This is a genomic window from Yoonia sp. KMU-150 (genome assembly GCF_056858355.1).
The window spans coordinates 2,195,803-2,208,931 of sequence record NZ_JBXEQF010000001.1 but is presented as its reverse complement, the minus strand read 5'-3'; the positions used below and the strand labels follow the sequence as shown (position 1 = coordinate 2,208,931).

At 59.3% G+C, this 13,129-nt stretch carries 23 protein-coding genes; 20 read left to right on the top strand and 3 right to left on the bottom strand.

The features are described 5' to 3' along the window. The first annotated feature begins 552 nt into the window (after positions 1-552). The 15 genes from AC04PH_RS10985 to AC04PH_RS10915 all read left to right on the top strand — a co-directional run bounded on the left by AC04PH_RS10985 (position 553) and on the right by AC04PH_RS10915 (position 9,811). A complete protein-coding gene (locus AC04PH_RS10985; protein WP_483065777.1) occupies positions 553-867 on the top strand; it encodes a hypothetical protein in 315 nt (104 codons plus the stop codon). Continuing rightward, a complete protein-coding gene (locus tag AC04PH_RS10980) occupies positions 854-2,260 on the top strand; it encodes a PBSX family phage terminase large subunit (protein WP_483065776.1) in 1,407 nt (468 codons plus the stop codon). Before AC04PH_RS10985 ends, AC04PH_RS10980 begins: the two co-directional genes overlap by 14 nt. Further along, a complete protein-coding gene (locus tag AC04PH_RS10975; RefSeq protein WP_483065775.1) occupies positions 2,260-3,597 on the top strand; it encodes a DUF1073 domain-containing protein in 1,338 nt (445 codons plus the stop codon). The genes AC04PH_RS10980 and AC04PH_RS10975 overlap by 1 nt, the downstream gene beginning before the upstream one ends. A 2-nt stretch (positions 3,598-3,599) precedes the next feature. Continuing rightward, complete coding sequence (locus AC04PH_RS10970; RefSeq protein WP_483065774.1) at positions 3,600-4,733, top strand: DUF2213 domain-containing protein; 1,134 nt, start codon at positions 3,600-3,602, stop codon at positions 4,731-4,733. A gap of 3 nt (positions 4,734-4,736) precedes the next feature. Further along, positions 4,737-5,168, top strand: coding sequence for a structural cement protein Gp24 (locus tag AC04PH_RS10965; RefSeq protein WP_483065773.1), 432 nt, complete (start codon positions 4,737-4,739; stop codon positions 5,166-5,168). 14 nt (positions 5,169-5,182) lie between these two features. Next, a complete protein-coding gene (locus tag AC04PH_RS10960) occupies positions 5,183-6,091 on the top strand; it encodes a DUF2184 domain-containing protein (RefSeq protein ID WP_483065772.1) in 909 nt (302 codons plus the stop codon). A 2-nt stretch (positions 6,092-6,093) separates the two neighbouring features. After that, positions 6,094-6,402, top strand: a complete 309-nt coding sequence (locus AC04PH_RS10955) for a hypothetical protein (protein ID WP_483065771.1) — start codon at positions 6,094-6,096, stop codon at positions 6,400-6,402. Between the two features lie 50 nt (positions 6,403-6,452). Then, a complete protein-coding gene (locus tag AC04PH_RS10950) occupies positions 6,453-7,046 on the top strand; it encodes a hypothetical protein (RefSeq protein ID WP_483065770.1) in 594 nt (197 codons plus the stop codon). Then, positions 7,046-7,273, top strand: a complete 228-nt coding sequence (locus tag AC04PH_RS10945; RefSeq protein WP_483065769.1) for a hypothetical protein — start codon at positions 7,046-7,048, stop codon at positions 7,271-7,273. The genes AC04PH_RS10950 and AC04PH_RS10945 overlap by 1 nt, the downstream gene beginning before the upstream one ends. Beyond that, complete coding sequence (locus AC04PH_RS10940; RefSeq protein ID WP_483065768.1) at positions 7,270-7,659, top strand: hypothetical protein; 390 nt, start codon at positions 7,270-7,272, stop codon at positions 7,657-7,659. Before AC04PH_RS10945 ends, AC04PH_RS10940 begins: the two co-directional genes overlap by 4 nt. Beyond that, positions 7,656-8,036 carry a hypothetical protein gene (locus AC04PH_RS10935; protein WP_483065767.1) on the top strand — a complete coding sequence of 127 codons (381 nt, stop codon included), beginning with the start codon at positions 7,656-7,658 and terminating at the stop codon, positions 8,034-8,036. Before AC04PH_RS10940 ends, AC04PH_RS10935 begins: the two co-directional genes overlap by 4 nt. Next, positions 8,033-8,170, top strand: coding sequence for a hypothetical protein (locus AC04PH_RS10930; protein ID WP_483065766.1), 138 nt, complete (start codon positions 8,033-8,035; stop codon positions 8,168-8,170). Before AC04PH_RS10935 ends, AC04PH_RS10930 begins: the two co-directional genes overlap by 4 nt. Positions 8,171-8,273: 103 nt before the next feature. After that, positions 8,274-8,432, top strand: coding sequence for a hypothetical protein (locus AC04PH_RS10925; RefSeq protein ID WP_483065765.1), 159 nt, complete (start codon positions 8,274-8,276; stop codon positions 8,430-8,432). A 139-nt stretch (positions 8,433-8,571) separates the two neighbouring features. Continuing rightward, positions 8,572-8,769: a hypothetical protein gene (locus AC04PH_RS10920; protein WP_483065764.1), complete on the top strand. Its 198-nt coding sequence runs from the start codon at positions 8,572-8,574 to the stop codon at positions 8,767-8,769. A gap of 1 nt (position 8,770) precedes the next feature. After that, entirely contained in the window at positions 8,771-9,811 is a 1,041-nt protein-coding gene (locus tag AC04PH_RS10915; protein WP_483065763.1) for a phage minor head protein, read from the top strand. Here AC04PH_RS10915 and AC04PH_RS10910 read toward each other — a convergent pair. Both AC04PH_RS10910 and AC04PH_RS10905 read right to left on the bottom strand, forming a co-directional pair. Further along, the gene (locus tag AC04PH_RS10910; protein ID WP_483065762.1) at positions 9,808-10,140 is read right to left on the bottom strand and encodes a helix-turn-helix domain-containing protein; all 333 of its coding nucleotides are present in this window, start codon (positions 10,138-10,140) and stop codon (positions 9,808-9,810) included. The two genes, AC04PH_RS10915 and AC04PH_RS10910, sit on opposite strands and share 4 nt — an antisense overlap. A gap of 11 nt (positions 10,141-10,151) precedes the next feature. Further along, the gene (locus AC04PH_RS10905) at positions 10,152-10,397 is read right to left on the bottom strand and encodes a type II toxin-antitoxin system RelE family toxin (protein ID WP_483065761.1); all 246 of its coding nucleotides are present in this window, start codon (positions 10,395-10,397) and stop codon (positions 10,152-10,154) included. A 78-nt stretch (positions 10,398-10,475) separates the two neighbouring features. On the opposite strand from AC04PH_RS10905, the gene AC04PH_RS10900 reads away from it, so the two are divergent. The 5 genes from AC04PH_RS10900 to AC04PH_RS10880 all read left to right on the top strand — a co-directional run bounded on the left by AC04PH_RS10900 (position 10,476) and on the right by AC04PH_RS10880 (position 12,729). Further along, a complete protein-coding gene (locus AC04PH_RS10900; protein WP_483065760.1) occupies positions 10,476-10,877 on the top strand; it encodes a hypothetical protein in 402 nt (133 codons plus the stop codon). Then, positions 10,874-11,275: a phage tail terminator-like protein gene (locus AC04PH_RS10895; RefSeq protein WP_483065759.1), complete on the top strand. Its 402-nt coding sequence runs from the start codon at positions 10,874-10,876 to the stop codon at positions 11,273-11,275. Before AC04PH_RS10900 ends, AC04PH_RS10895 begins: the two co-directional genes overlap by 4 nt. Before the next feature lie 69 nt (positions 11,276-11,344). Continuing rightward, positions 11,345-11,821, top strand: coding sequence for a hypothetical protein (locus tag AC04PH_RS10890; RefSeq protein WP_483065758.1), 477 nt, complete (start codon positions 11,345-11,347; stop codon positions 11,819-11,821). An 87-nt stretch (positions 11,822-11,908) separates the two neighbouring features. Further along, on the top strand, positions 11,909-12,334 hold the full coding sequence (locus AC04PH_RS10885) for a hypothetical protein (RefSeq protein ID WP_483065757.1): 426 nt from the start codon (positions 11,909-11,911) through the stop codon (positions 12,332-12,334). Positions 12,335-12,450: 116 nt separating this feature from the next. Then, a complete protein-coding gene (locus AC04PH_RS10880) occupies positions 12,451-12,729 on the top strand; it encodes a hypothetical protein (protein ID WP_483065756.1) in 279 nt (92 codons plus the stop codon). A 47-nt stretch (positions 12,730-12,776) separates the two neighbouring features. Here AC04PH_RS10880 and AC04PH_RS10875 read toward each other — a convergent pair whose 3' ends face one another. Further along, positions 12,777-13,085: a hypothetical protein gene (locus tag AC04PH_RS10875; RefSeq protein ID WP_483065755.1), complete on the bottom strand. Its 309-nt coding sequence runs from the start codon at positions 13,083-13,085 to the stop codon at positions 12,777-12,779. Positions 13,086-13,129: the final 44 nt, after the last annotated feature.

Genomic DNA, 13,129 nt, shown 5'->3' with positions numbered 1-13,129 from the left:
ATGTTGCATAACATGCATAAGCATGGTAAGCCTTTCGTATGACTATGGATACAAAGCTAAGCCTGCCGATCTCAAAGGATATGGTAGAGGCGATAGATAGGTGGAGGGGGGTGCAGCCGGGCGTCCCTTCTCGATCGGAAGCGATCAGGCTAATGGTCCAGCGTGCGCTGGACACTGGGTTCGTGATTGAAGGATCGCGGCCCGACTAGGGTTGCTGATTATTAACCAGGTAGACCGCCGTAAGGGCGGGCAGGGAGCCAAGCCCGCAATTCCCGTCCCCGCTAACGAGGTGACGGCTGCAACTTGGAAGGGCCGTGCACGGCTCGCGTGATGGGCAGCACGGTAAAATGCCTGGCTATTCACACTGGATCGCGATAGAACAATGCGCAGCTACTATATGGCGGCTCTGGGACGCCCAGCGAAACTTACATCATAGAAGGCCGGTAGGTTGAAGCCCTACAGCCGCCAACCAAAGTCACACAGGATCACCATCGCGTAAGCCGCAAGCCATGATGGGCGCTGCGGTGGTGAAATATTTCAAAGGATTTCATAATGGCGACCGGACGAGGTGGCGCTCGCCCCGGTGCCGGTCGCCCGAAGGGCAGCCGGTCGGCGGCGACGAAAGATGAAATCGCAACGATTAGCGAACTTGCCAAGGCGCACGCGCCGATGGCACTGGAATCGCTGGTCAGCATTGCGCAGTCAGGCGAAAGTGAGGCTGCGCGAGTAAGTGCAGCAAACGCGATCTTAGATCGTGGCTATGGCAAGCCACAACAGACGGTGGACAACACATCAAGCGACGGCACCATGACGCCGCAGGTGATCACGCGAACCGTCATCGACCCAAAGGCGAATGACGACACTTGATATCCCGACGCCACGTTGGGCCGTTCCGATCTATGCCGCCGAGACTGCGGCTGGTCTGGTCGTTCGCTACATCGGTGTCTGGGGTGGTCGCGGTTCGGGTAAGTCGCACGAACTTGCGGGGTATGTCGTAGAGGCAATGGTTGCCGATCCTGATTGCAGTGTGGTCTGCATTCGGGAAATCCAGAAGTCACTGGCACTGTCTGCGAAAAAGCTGATCGAGGCCAAGATCGCCGCTTTTGGTGTGCAGCACCTGTTTCGCGTTCTAAAGACGCATATCGAGCGCATAGGCGGAACGGGCCTGTGCATCTTTCAGGGGATGCAGGACCACACTGCGGACAGCGTGAAGTCGCTGGAAGGATTCAATATCGCGTGGGTCGAGGAGGCTCAAAGCCTTTCCCAGCGGTCCATGGACCTGCTGCGCCCCACGATCCGGGCGGAGGGGTCGCGGATCATATTCAGTTGGAACCCGCGTCGCCGCGGCGATCCGGTCGAAAAGCTGCTGCGTGGCCCAAACGGCCCACGAGACGACGCAATCGTCGTGAAGGCGAATTACACCGACAATCCGTTCCTGCCCGAAACACTGCGACTGGAAGCGCAGACGGATATGGAAATCAACCCGGAAGGATTCGGCCATACCTGGCTGGGGGAATACGAAAACCTAGGTTCGAAGGTCGTTATCCCGGCGGCTTGGGTGCAGTCGGCAATCGGCCTTGCAGAAGATTTGAATATCGAAGTGACCGGCAAGCATTTCGGCGCGCTGGACGTGGCGGGTGCCGAAGATGGTGGCGATGAAAACGCCTTCGCGCATCGCAAGGGGATCGAACTGCAATCGGTCACACCATGGAACGGGCTGGATACGTCCGCCACGACCAACAACGCGGTCAAGCTGTCGGTCGAGAAAGGCATTACGGAGACCTACTACGACTGTGTGAGCGTCGGTGAAGGTGTCACCGGTGAATGGGCGTCCATGGGGCGACGCGGAGACCAGCCGAAGGGCTTGAAATTACATCCATGGTCTGGCGGGGCGGCGGTTCTGAATCCGGATGATCGGATCGAGCCTGACAACAAGCAAAGCCCGCTGAACAAAGATCAGTATCACAACATGAAGGCGCAGGCGTGGTTCTCGCTGCGAAAGCGGTTTGAGAACGCCCACAAGGCGCGAAATGGAAAGCCATACGATCCCGAAATGCTGATCAGTCTGCGGCGTGATATGCCAAACTTGATCCAGATCGAAGAAGAACTGACGCAGCCGCAGCACAAGCCAAGCGCCACGGGCAAGACGATGGTGGACAAACAGCCGGACGGGGCGCGGTCACCTAACCTGGCCGACGCAATTGTCATGGCCTTCTTTCCGTGTGCTGACGCGGACTTTTCCTACACAGGAATATTCTGATGAAAGTATGGGATGGCTTTGTGAACCTTGTTTCCGGCTTGGGCACGGGCCGGGACAAAGCGGGGCAGGCGGCATACACGCTTCCGACGATGACTTCGCAGCAGGCACTGGTTGCCTACAAGGCTGCACCGCTGGCCCGCCGCATCGTGGACCTGCCCGCACAGGATTCTTGCCGGGAGTGGCGCGAGTGGCAGGCCGAGGCGGCGGATATCAGCGCTGTGGAGGCCGAGGAAAAGCGTCTGGGCTTGCAGGGCAAGGTCATGGAAGCACGGCGTCAGGCCCGCCTGTTCGGTGGCGCTGCCATTCTGATCGGAACAGGCGACTCGAACCCGTCGCTGCCGCTTGACCCGAGACGGGTGAAAAAGGGGGGACTCAAGTACCTGACCGTCTTGGGGCGCGACGACCTGACAGTTGGCGAGATCGAGCGAAACATCACTGCGGAGGGCTATGGCCAGCCGAAATTCTGGAAAGGCTTCGATCAGGAGAGAATCCATCCATCGCGCTTGGTGATTTTCCACGGGATTCGGCCGCTTTCCGGGGCGCAACACAATACGCAAACCGGCTGGGGCGAAAGCGCATTGATGGGCGTTCTGGACCGCGTGACGGCTCTGGATGAAGTGGCGGGCAACATCCTGTCACTGGTCTATGAAGCAAAGGTCGATGTGATCAGCATCGAAGGCCTGATGGAGAGTATGCAATCGCGCGGCGACGAGTTCACGAACGAGGTTCTGAAACGCTTGCGCCTTGCCGCGACGGCGAAGGGCATCAATGGCACGCTGCTTTTGGACAGCAAGGAAGTCTATAGCCAGAAAAGCGCCAGCTTCGGAGCCTTGCCGGAAATTCTGGATCGCTTCATGCAGCTGGCGTCCGCCGCATCAGGCATTCCGATGACGTTGCTATTCGGGCAATCTGCGGCGGGTTTGAACAGCACGGGTGAGGGCGACGCCCGAAATTATTACGATGCGGTGAAGGTCGAACAGACGTTGGAAATGCAGCCCGCCATGTCGGTGCTGGACGAATGCCTGATCTACTCTGCGTTGGGAAGCCGTCCCGCCGATCTGCACTACACGTGGCGTCCGCTGTGGCAACCGACAGCGAAAGAGCGGGCTGAAACCGGTAAGCTGATGGCTGACACGCTGAGCGCGGTGGACAAGATGCAGGCGCTGCCCCGCGAAGTGCTGGGCAAGGCGGCGGTCAATGGGCTGACCGAAAGCGGCGCGTTCCCCGGCTTGGAGGGATATGCGGCGGAGTTTTACAAGGCGAACAAAGAGCCTGATGATCCTGCGGAGAGCGGGTTGATCGAGCGGACGCAGCCCGAAGGCGAGGTGACAGAATGACCATGCAATTCACAGACCGCGCCACCTTGGCCAGCACCCGCAAGACGAACGACGGCTATCTGGTGACGGAGGCGTTCGCCGTTCGCACTGGCATCCAACTTTATGCAGGGTCCGAGGTCGGCCTGACAGATCGTGACGTGGTGCGCGTTTACCGGCCCGAGGATCAAGTCCGCGACCCCAAGAGCCTCGCAACCTTCTCGCACGCGCCGATCACGCTGGGCCACCCGACAGAGGCCGTGACGAGCGACAACTTCATGGCCCTATCCCGTGGCGAGGTCAGCACGGAGGCGACGTGGGACGGCGGCAAGATCAAACTGCCGCTGATCGTCAAGGATTCAGAAGCGATTGCCGCGATCGAGGCGGGCACTCGCGAACTGTCGGCAGGCTATACCTGCCAGTTGAAATTCGAGGATGGCGTCACACCCGAAGGGGAAAAATACGACGCAGTCCAGCAGGAAATCCGCGTGAACCACTTGGCCATCGTTCCAAAGGGACGGGCCGGGGCGGAGTGCCGCATCGGTGACGGTGCGGAAACATGGGGCACATCGCCCATAACCCCGAGCGCGAAAGGAAATGCTATCATGGCAGACGCACTCATTACTGTGGTTCTGGGCGATAAGGCCGTTTCGGTCACCGCAGCAGACAAGGCCACAATCGAAGCCTTCAAGGCCGACGCCGCGAAGAAACAGAAAGACGCAGAGGACGCCCACAAGGCCGCTCTGGACGCCAAGGATGCCGAACTGGCGACCAAGGACGCCAAGATCAAGGAATTGGGCGATGCAGCCCTTTCCGACGCCGATATGGACGCCAAGGTGCAAGCCCGTGCCGATCTGATCGACACCGCTCGGTCCATCTCTAAAGACCTGGACACGAAGGGTCTGTCAGACGCCGACATTCGCAAGGCCGCTGTTGTGGCCGTGATGGGCGATGACGCCGTGAAGGGCAAGTCTGCGGCTTACGTCGATGCAATGTTCGACATCAAAGCCGCTGACGCCGCCAAGGGTGCCGAGGCCGATCCGCTGGCCACAATCCATAAGGACGCCAAGCCGAAACTGGTGAGCCTCGATCAGGCATATGCCGACCGTGACGCCGGGCTGTCCGACGCATGGAAACTCCAAGCAAAGAAGGAGGCATAAGCAATGCCCATTTCTGATTTTCAAGGTGCATACGATATCGACATGGCTGAAGGCTATGCCGGTATGGAGGCTGACCTTTCCGGCCCGCGTGATGTCGCATCGCGCTTGATCGAGACCGCCGACGTCGCGTTCGGCCTGGCGGTTGGCGCTGGCACTGCCGATGGCTCTGCCAAACTTGGTGGCGCTGGCTTCCAAGGTATCACCGTCGCCGACAAGACGCGCACCGCCGACCAATACACTGTTGGCGAGGTCGCAGGCGTGAAGCGCAAGGGCGCAATCTGGGTCACAGCTTCCACCGATGTGGACCCGTCTGATCCCGTGACCTTCACGGCTGCGACCGGCGTCATCGGCGCTGGCCTTGCTACCACAATCGCAAACGCGAAATTCGAGACGACCGCCACGAGCGGCAATCTCGTGCGCGTCTATCTGGGCTAAGGGGGCCACAGAAGATGAACATGCAAGTCAACGTGCGGGATTCCGCACAAGCAGCACTGGGCTTTGCGATCTCGCAGCAGTCCCATGTCGAAACGGGCGTTCTCAAGCGCAAGTATCCGGCCATTCGCTACGCCGAACTGATCCCCGTGGATACGTCCGCCAATCCGTATGCCGCGTCGGTCACGCACTTCTCGCAAGATAGCGTGGGCAAAGCCAAATTCATCAACGGAAAAGGTGACGATATCCCGCTGGTGAACCTGCTGCGCCAGAAATTCGAGCAGGGTGTGAACATGGCCGGTATCGGCTACTCGTTTTCTGTCGAGGAAATCGGGCAAGCTCAGATGCTTGGTCAAAACCTGTCGTCTGACGGTGCCGAGGCCGCAAATCTTGCCTTCAACCAGTTGGTTGACGAGGTGGCACACGTCGGTAGCGCCGACCTTGGCGTCGAGGGTCTGCTGAACACCACGGGCATCACGACCGTCGCAGCCGCAAAAACGTTCGCCGCCTCGACTCCGCAGGAAATCCTTGCGGAAATCAACGCGACCCTGACCAGCATCATGACTGCGACCAATGGCGTGGAAATGGCGGATACGTTGCTGATGCCGCTGGCGCAGTATGGTGATATCGCTACGCGCCAGATTGCGCCCGAGTCGTCCATGACGATCCTGAAATTCGTGCAGGCATCCAACGTCTACACGGCGATGACCGGCCAGCCGCTGACAATCGTGGCAACGCACCGCCTGACGAACAAGATGGTGGCCTACAAGCGCGATCCGTCTGTCGTGAAGATGCACATGCCGATGGCGCTGCGCTTCCTTGTGCCGCAGATGGTCAACCTGCAGATCAACGTGCCGGGCATGTTCCGCTTTGCGCCGATCAACATCCGCACGCCAGGTGCGATCCGCTACAAGACGGGGATTTGATCATGGCGAAGTTTGATGCAACAGGCACACGCCTGATCCTTCCCGATGGCAGTGAGATTGCGCCGGACGCGAAGGGTGTCGAGTTGAGCGAAGAAGCGTTGGAAAACGCGGGTGTTCAGGCGTGGATCGATGACGGACTGCTGGTGGATGCGGTCCCTGAAAAGCCGACGAAGGCCAAAAAGCCGACGAAGGCCGAGATCGCCGCGCGCGCTGAACTCGACAAGCAAGCCGCCGAGCTTGAAATCGATGGTGCAGCGGACATGGACGATGATGCCTTGAAGGCAGCAATCGACGCCAAACTGGCTGAATGAACGAAGGGCGCGGGCTGTCATGGACCGCGCCTTGACGTGAGGTATTCCGCATGACCGATCAATTGCCTGACGTTACCGGCGGAGGGGACCGCAGGATTGAAGCCACGCCAGTCGTTTTCATTGATGTGGATGGAGCGGCCAGCACGGTCGTCGATACGCAGACCAAGTTCGACCGGTCCATCGATGACGGTCGGGCCTTTTCGGTCGGGACGAACCTGCAAGCGGTCGCCAATGGCAAGGCCCTCATCGCAAAAATCACAAACCCTGAAGACAGCGGCAAGCGCATCCGCATTGTCGGTCGGTTCTTTTCCAACAACCGCCGCTCAAACCAGACGTGCGCAACGCGCGGCCTTATCGTCCAGCCCGGCGCGATCACGGGCGGCTCCACGGTAACCCCGAACCCATTGCAGCCGCGATCCGCATCTCCTTCCGTTGCATGGATGGACATGGCTGTTTCCGATCAGGAAATCGGCGATATCGTCGTAGAGAGCGTGATGCGAACCGGCGGCGGCACCGAGGAAATCTCCGTGCAGCGGATCGTGATGCCGGGATCAGCCTTTGCCTATCGGATTCCCGGAATTGGGACCGGCAGGAACGCGATGCTTGCATCAATCTCATTCACTTGGATCGAGGAGGCGCTCTGATGGCGAACATGACCGTTAACCTTGCGCCTTCGCCCGACAATTCGAACCAGGACGACGACCCGGATATTCGCGTCACCGACAACGGCGACGGGACACACTCCGTTTCCGTATCGTCCGACCAGATGGATACGATGATCGCAAATCAGGTCACGATCATCGCTCTACTCACGTCAATCGAAGCGCGCTTGCAGGTGGGCATCAACGTCAAAACGGTGATGTCGCTATGATCTACGGCACCACGGGCGACATGATCGCATACCACGCCGCACGCGGCACGGTCATTGCGTCGGGTGACGCGGCTGATCAGGCGATACAGCGTGCGAGCGACTACATCCGCACCCGCTATGTCATGCGCCTCGGATATGAGGCGACGGACGAGCGCGTGATCGAGGCCACATACATTGCCGCCGGATACGAGGTCACGACGCCGGGTTTCTGGTCCAAGACGTTCACGCCGTCGCAACAAAAGGTGCTGACCGAGGTGAACGGCATCAAATGGACCGTGATCGGCAATGCGAATGGATCTGATGCAGCCCTCCCCACGTCGCCTGCAATCGACAATCTCCTGATGACTGGCAGCGGATGGGGTCTGCCCGTGGTGGCGGTCGTATGAGCAACGCAAGCGAAATCGCCGCCGAGATCGCAGCCGCATTCGGGGAAGCGTCTGCCGCAGTTGGGGATGGCGAACTAATCGTGACGATCCTGCGCAAAGGTGCGGCGATTGGCCCGGTTTATGAGCCGACCCATGCCGCAGACTTGGAATTCCCGGTGAACGCAATCCTTGGCGATTGGACTTTTGCAGAGGTCAACAACGACCTGATCGACGCGACGAATATCAAGCTGGATGTGGCGGCGGGGCAGGGCGTGGTGCCGACGACTGCGGATCGGGTGCGAATGCCCGGCGATACCAATGGGCGGGCAATCAAGAACATCATGCCTTTCAATCCCGGCGGCGAGGCTCTATTTTATACACTTGAGGTGCAATCATGACCAAAGAAAAGCGCACGATACCGGCGACCAAGGGCGATGCGAAAGCAATGCTCACACCGGATCAGGTGGAGGTCTGGGAGGCGGCGGGCTGGACCGTCGAGAGGCCCGCAAAACCGAAAGCGAAAAGCGCGTGATCGAGGCGACAGCGCTCGATGCTGAGGTCGTCGGTGAGAGTGGCCCTGCGAAGCCGAAGCAACTGAACCAATCGAAGGCGAAAAGTGATGACGGCGGAAAGTGATGACGGCGGAAAACGAGAATGACGAAATTCAAATTGTTGACGTGCATTCCAGTATGACTGTTAGTGAGTTGCGGATCGCGACCGGCAGTTTTGTTGATCTTGAAGAAATGAAAAAGCGTGAAGCCAGCAAGGCGAAGGTCCAATCAGAACCATCCTGACAGACCTTGCCATGATGCACCCCGCTGACCGGGCGACGTTCTGCGCGCTATCGCAGGAGGCCAAACGCGAAGCGTTCTTGCAGGGTGCGTGGCATATGCTGGTTTGGCTGGTGGCGTTTCAGACAATGAGGGACCGATCATGACTCCGAAAGAAGCTGCAATTGAAGTTGAACGCATCCTGAACGAAGCCGGATACCTGCTTGGTGAGTTGTCCTTCTCCGAAGTGGTTGGTGTTCGCGTTGCGACCTATGACTTTGGCCGGGGCGCGCATGTCGAAACGCGATCGCTTGATACCGGCTTGGAAATTCACAACTTGGAACCGCTGAGCGACGCCTGACATGGCACGCCCCCGCACGATCCTCGACCTGCTGGATACGCTCGCCCCGCAGGTCCAAGCGGCGTTTCTGAAATCCATCCAGAACCTGCAAAGTGATGCGCAGATCGGCATGGTCATTCGCGCAATGGAGCGGCGGGACGTTGATGCAGCTTTGCGGTTGCTCAATATCGAACAAGCATACTTCGCCCCGCTGGACCGCGCATTGACAGACGCATACATCCAAGGCGGCGACTGGACGGTCGAAGGCATCCGCAACATCGCCCGATCGCAGGGTGCAACCATCGTGGCCCGGTTTGACGGGCGCAACCCGCGTGCGGAGCAATATCTGCGCGAGGAATCCAGCCGATTGATTGCCGGGATCGTCGCAGATCAGCGCGAAAGCATCCGGGCCGCACTAACGCAGAACATGGCGGACGGTGTATCGCCCCGCAAAGCCGCGCTGAACGTGGTGGGGCGCATCAACGGAACCACAGGGAGGCGCGAGGGCGGTCTGCTTGGTCTGACACATAATCAAGCGCAATACGCACAGAACGCGCTGTCACAGCTTACCAGCGGCGATCCGGCGCAGATGCGGGAATACCTGACCCGTCAGGCACGGGACCGGCGCTTTGACCGGACGGTGTTGAATGCAATCAGCGAGGGTAGGGCGGTATCCACAGCAGACGCCACGCGGATGACGAGCCGATACCGCGACATTCTGCTGAACAAGCGTGGTGAGGCTATCGCGCGCACGGAATTGCTTTCGTCGCTGCATGCGGCGCAGGCGGAAGGCACGCAGCAACTGATCGAGGCGGGCAAGATCACGGCGGATCAGGTGACCGAAACCTGGGACGCGAGCAACGACAACGACACCCGCGACAGCCATCGCGCCATGGATGATCAGGTAAAGGCCGCCGACGGCACATTCACGACCGGCGATGGATACCGGATGCGCTACCCCGGCGACACGTCACTTGGTGCGCCAGCAAAGGAAGTGGTTCAGTGCAGATGCCGGGTGCGGCAGAGTTTCGATTTCATCAGCGAACTTGAGCGGGTGGCCTAAGGAGCCAATTCATCAATGGTCGTGCCAAGCGCGTCGGCAAGTTTCTTGAGCGTGGCGACGGACCCCGTTTTCCGGCCCGCTTCGATATCCGTGATCTGGATGCGGTTCACGTCAGACCTGCGGGACAACTCGGAGACTGAATAGCCGCGCCAATCCCGAAAGACCGTCACGGGGCTTTCGCCAGACAGAAGGCGCTTCACGAAGGCAATCGGCATACCTTCCTCTGGTGAGGCGAGGTGATCCGCAACAGCCTGGTTGTCGGCGGCATCCTCCTCCAGCTTCAAGAGCCGGTCATATTCGGCCCGTTCAATCGTAATCATATCAGCCATATCGGCCTCCCTTAGTATGCGTTGCCCCTCGGGGCGACTTTCAAAACTTCGATCACTTCACCGTCCACCATGATGACCCGCCAGTCACCGACCCGCATCCGAATTGCATTCTGCCCTTGAAGGGTAATCACGTTGTTGGCCTGTGAGGCGGGGTTTTCGGCGTAGGCTTCGATCTTCGACACGATCCGCTTTGCGGTATTCGCGGGCATTTTGCGGAGCGACTTGCGGGCGGCGGATGTGAAGGTGATCTGTTTCATGGGTTATATGTAGCCCATAGCTACAGTGTAGTCAATAGCTACGTTGGGATTATTATGGTCATCGTCGAAATGGCGAATATGACTGACCTGACCGACCTGATCGGCAGGCGGTTCGATATTCTGGTCAAGCAGTCAACGAACGATGTGATCGAGCAGGCCAGCAGGACGGCCACAGGCGTTACCAGAGGCGGAACCAACCAGCGTGGTTATGTCCCCCGCGACACCGGGGCGCTTGCTGCCTCACTGGTCAGCACACTGGCCGGATCGACGGCGCTGACGCAGGGCGACGGGGCATACAACCTTGTCGTGGGCAGCATGGAAGCTGGCGACGTGGCAACATTTGTGTGGACCGCGCCCTACGCCCGACGGATGCACTACGGCGACGAAACCCGGCAGGGCTGGTTCTGGATCACAGAGGCGGCGAATAGCTGGCAGCGGATCGTGGCAGGAAACGCGGCGCGGATCAGGGCGATATCATGAAGAAGAACGCAATCACGACCGCCTTCAAGGCACGCATCGCCACGCTGTCGATCCCGGCGATCTACCCGAACGTGAAACCGACGGCGCTGCGCCCGTATCTCGACGTGACGTTCGCAGCGTCGGAACGCACCGACGATAGCCTAGCCGGGGGCGAAATGCTCCGCGAAACGGGCCGGGTCAGTGTGACGGTTTCGGTCGATGAACAGACCGGCGCAAAGACGGCAGAGGATTACGCGGACGATGTGGCCGACCTGTTCCCCATGTCGTTACGCATCCCGATCACGGACGGAAATATCACCATCACCGGGCCTGCCGACATAAGGCCCGGTTTCCACGGCGTCGCTGACTGGCGCGTGCCTGTCATCATTCCATACGTCGCGGATCGCTACACAGCCTAACCCCGCCATTTTCGGCACCACAACAGCCCCGCCAGCGGGGTCTCCAGCCATTCATAAGGAGTTTCCAAAATGGCAATTGCAGGACTTGAGAACATCACCGGCACGAAAATCTTTATCGCCGCCGGTGAACCCGCGACATACGACCTCGCGGGCTATGAGGCGCTGACCCCGTGGGAGCAGATCGTCGGTGTCGTCAGTTTTGGCGAGTGGGGTGACGAGGCCAATGACGTGAACGAGCCGCTGCTTGCCGAAGGTCGCGTGATCCATACGACCGGTGTGGTCGATGGCGGCACGGTGGCTATCGAAATCCAGTATCGCACGACCGATGCGGGTGAGGCGCTGCTGGAGACCAACGCGAACACGAACAACCCTGTCAGCTTCAAGAAACTCTACGCATCCGGTGACGCTGAATATGGCACTGGCGTGGTTTCGTCCGGGAAATTTCGGGCAGCGAACAATGACGGCATTCGGGGCAAGAGCGCCTCGGCCATGATCAACACCGCGATCATCGAGGCTACGGCGGCGGAGATCGCTGCTCTGCCATAACCTATCCGCCTCGGCGGACGGGGCTGGCGCGGAGTGGTTCGCCGTGCCGGTCCCACCTTGAACCAATGAACCGCAAGGACACGATCCATGGATTTTACGAGCCTCAACACCAAAGAGCCTGCCGAAAAAGGCGCGTTTCTGCACCTCCGTCACCCCGGCTTGGGCCACTTGCTCTATGACACCGGGGAGCCGACCGGCGCTTGGGATGGCGAAGGTGACGAGCCGGAAAAGTGCGGCGTGATCGTTCGCGGTTTCGAGGCCAAGTCGGTGCGCGCGGTTCACAAGAAGAACGAAAGCGCAGCGATGAAAGAGGCGACGGATCAGGAGAAGGGCGTTGCGCTGTGCGAGGCGCTGCTGATCAGTTTCGTCGGGTTCAAGCGCGACGGCAAACCAATCGAGGCGACGCCCGAGAACAAGGCGCAGTTTTTCGAGCAATCGGGCAGCTTCGTGGATCAGGTGAAGGCGTTCGCACAGAAGCGGAGCAACTACTTGGGAAACGACTCGACCGCCTGACACTGGCAGTCAGGCAGATCGGGTTTCTCCATGCGACGGAGCACGACGATAACGGCAAGCCGATGAACAAGGAGAGCCGGTGGAACCGCTACATCAAGCATGGGAAGGAGCCACCCATGCCCAAGATTGCGGAGGGTCAATACCTGATCGACGCCCTGCATGACCTCGGCTGGATCAAGCCGCAGCCCATGGGTGGGTTTCTCGCGATCTCGGAGGCGGACGTGCACTACTACGCACTGAATACCGGCGTGGAGTGGGAGCCTTGGGAGAAACGGGCTTTGGTCGATATGTCGAAGGCGTATCTCGCGGAACTCGGTCGGGGCAGGGATGCGTTTGCCATGTCACCGATGGAGATTGCCGCTCACTTGGAACATGGCAGCGAAGAAGCCGCGTAGCTTTAGGTGGGGCAGTCGTATGGCCGCCCCGCATTCGCACCATATGATCAGTAGTATCCTGTCCGAATGCAGGCGACTTCTTCTCGAATTCTAAATTCTTCTATCGCCGTGCTGATTTCATCTTCGGTTGTTCGGCGATCTTGGCGGTATGCCTGATCAACAAGCATTCGGGTGGTGATCGGGCTATCCGTCTCAGGCAGGGAATCCAGAACAGTCGTAAGCGGAACTCCATCTTGTCGATTGGTCATGATCATCTCGGCTAGATCACCGCGTATCGCACAGTAAGCCACCAAGTCATCGCTTTGCCCCATCGCGGGCGTCCCCAATAGCCCAATCAGGGCAGCAAATTTCCACATTCCAATACCTCAAACGGTTCAAGCCTCCATGGCTAGAGCCGTTT

What these genes read in the sequence shown, in the direction of transcription:
- AC04PH_RS10985 (WP_483065777.1), top strand. Translation starts at nt 553, where the DNA reads ATGGCGACCGGACGAGGTGGCGCTCGCCCCGGTGCCGGTCGCCCGAAG.
- AC04PH_RS10980 (WP_483065776.1), top strand. Translation starts at nt 854, where the DNA reads ATGACGACACTTGATATCCCGACGCCACGTTGGGCCGTTCCGATCTAT.
- AC04PH_RS10975 (WP_483065775.1), top strand. Translation starts at nt 2,260, where the DNA reads ATGAAAGTATGGGATGGCTTTGTGAACCTTGTTTCCGGCTTGGGCACG.
- AC04PH_RS10970 (WP_483065774.1), top strand. Translation starts at nt 3,600, where the DNA reads ATGCAATTCACAGACCGCGCCACCTTGGCCAGCACCCGCAAGACGAAC.
- AC04PH_RS10965 (WP_483065773.1), top strand. Translation starts at nt 4,737, where the DNA reads ATGCCCATTTCTGATTTTCAAGGTGCATACGATATCGACATGGCTGAA.
- AC04PH_RS10960 (WP_483065772.1), top strand. Translation starts at nt 5,183, where the DNA reads ATGAACATGCAAGTCAACGTGCGGGATTCCGCACAAGCAGCACTGGGC.
- AC04PH_RS10955 (WP_483065771.1), top strand. Translation starts at nt 6,094, where the DNA reads ATGGCGAAGTTTGATGCAACAGGCACACGCCTGATCCTTCCCGATGGC.
- AC04PH_RS10950 (WP_483065770.1), top strand. Translation starts at nt 6,453, where the DNA reads ATGACCGATCAATTGCCTGACGTTACCGGCGGAGGGGACCGCAGGATT.
- AC04PH_RS10945 (WP_483065769.1), top strand. Translation starts at nt 7,046, where the DNA reads ATGGCGAACATGACCGTTAACCTTGCGCCTTCGCCCGACAATTCGAAC.
- AC04PH_RS10940 (WP_483065768.1), top strand. Translation starts at nt 7,270, where the DNA reads ATGATCTACGGCACCACGGGCGACATGATCGCATACCACGCCGCACGC.
- AC04PH_RS10935 (WP_483065767.1), top strand. Translation starts at nt 7,656, where the DNA reads ATGAGCAACGCAAGCGAAATCGCCGCCGAGATCGCAGCCGCATTCGGG.
- AC04PH_RS10930 (WP_483065766.1), top strand. Translation starts at nt 8,033, where the DNA reads ATGACCAAAGAAAAGCGCACGATACCGGCGACCAAGGGCGATGCGAAA.
- AC04PH_RS10925 (WP_483065765.1), top strand. Translation starts at nt 8,274, where the DNA reads ATGACGGCGGAAAACGAGAATGACGAAATTCAAATTGTTGACGTGCAT.
- AC04PH_RS10920 (WP_483065764.1), top strand. Translation starts at nt 8,572, where the DNA reads ATGACTCCGAAAGAAGCTGCAATTGAAGTTGAACGCATCCTGAACGAA.
- AC04PH_RS10915 (WP_483065763.1), top strand. Translation starts at nt 8,771, where the DNA reads ATGGCACGCCCCCGCACGATCCTCGACCTGCTGGATACGCTCGCCCCG.
- AC04PH_RS10910 (WP_483065762.1), bottom strand. Translation starts at nt 10,140, where the DNA reads ATGGCTGATATGATTACGATTGAACGGGCCGAATATGACCGGCTCTTG.
- AC04PH_RS10905 (WP_483065761.1), bottom strand. Translation starts at nt 10,397, where the DNA reads ATGAAACAGATCACCTTCACATCCGCCGCCCGCAAGTCGCTCCGCAAA.
- AC04PH_RS10900 (WP_483065760.1), top strand. Translation starts at nt 10,476, where the DNA reads ATGACTGACCTGACCGACCTGATCGGCAGGCGGTTCGATATTCTGGTC.
- AC04PH_RS10895 (WP_483065759.1), top strand. Translation starts at nt 10,874, where the DNA reads ATGAAGAAGAACGCAATCACGACCGCCTTCAAGGCACGCATCGCCACG.
- AC04PH_RS10890 (WP_483065758.1), top strand. Translation starts at nt 11,345, where the DNA reads ATGGCAATTGCAGGACTTGAGAACATCACCGGCACGAAAATCTTTATC.
- AC04PH_RS10885 (WP_483065757.1), top strand. Translation starts at nt 11,909, where the DNA reads ATGGATTTTACGAGCCTCAACACCAAAGAGCCTGCCGAAAAAGGCGCG.
- AC04PH_RS10880 (WP_483065756.1), top strand. Translation starts at nt 12,451, where the DNA reads ATGCCCAAGATTGCGGAGGGTCAATACCTGATCGACGCCCTGCATGAC.
- AC04PH_RS10875 (WP_483065755.1), bottom strand. Translation starts at nt 13,085, where the DNA reads ATGTGGAAATTTGCTGCCCTGATTGGGCTATTGGGGACGCCCGCGATG.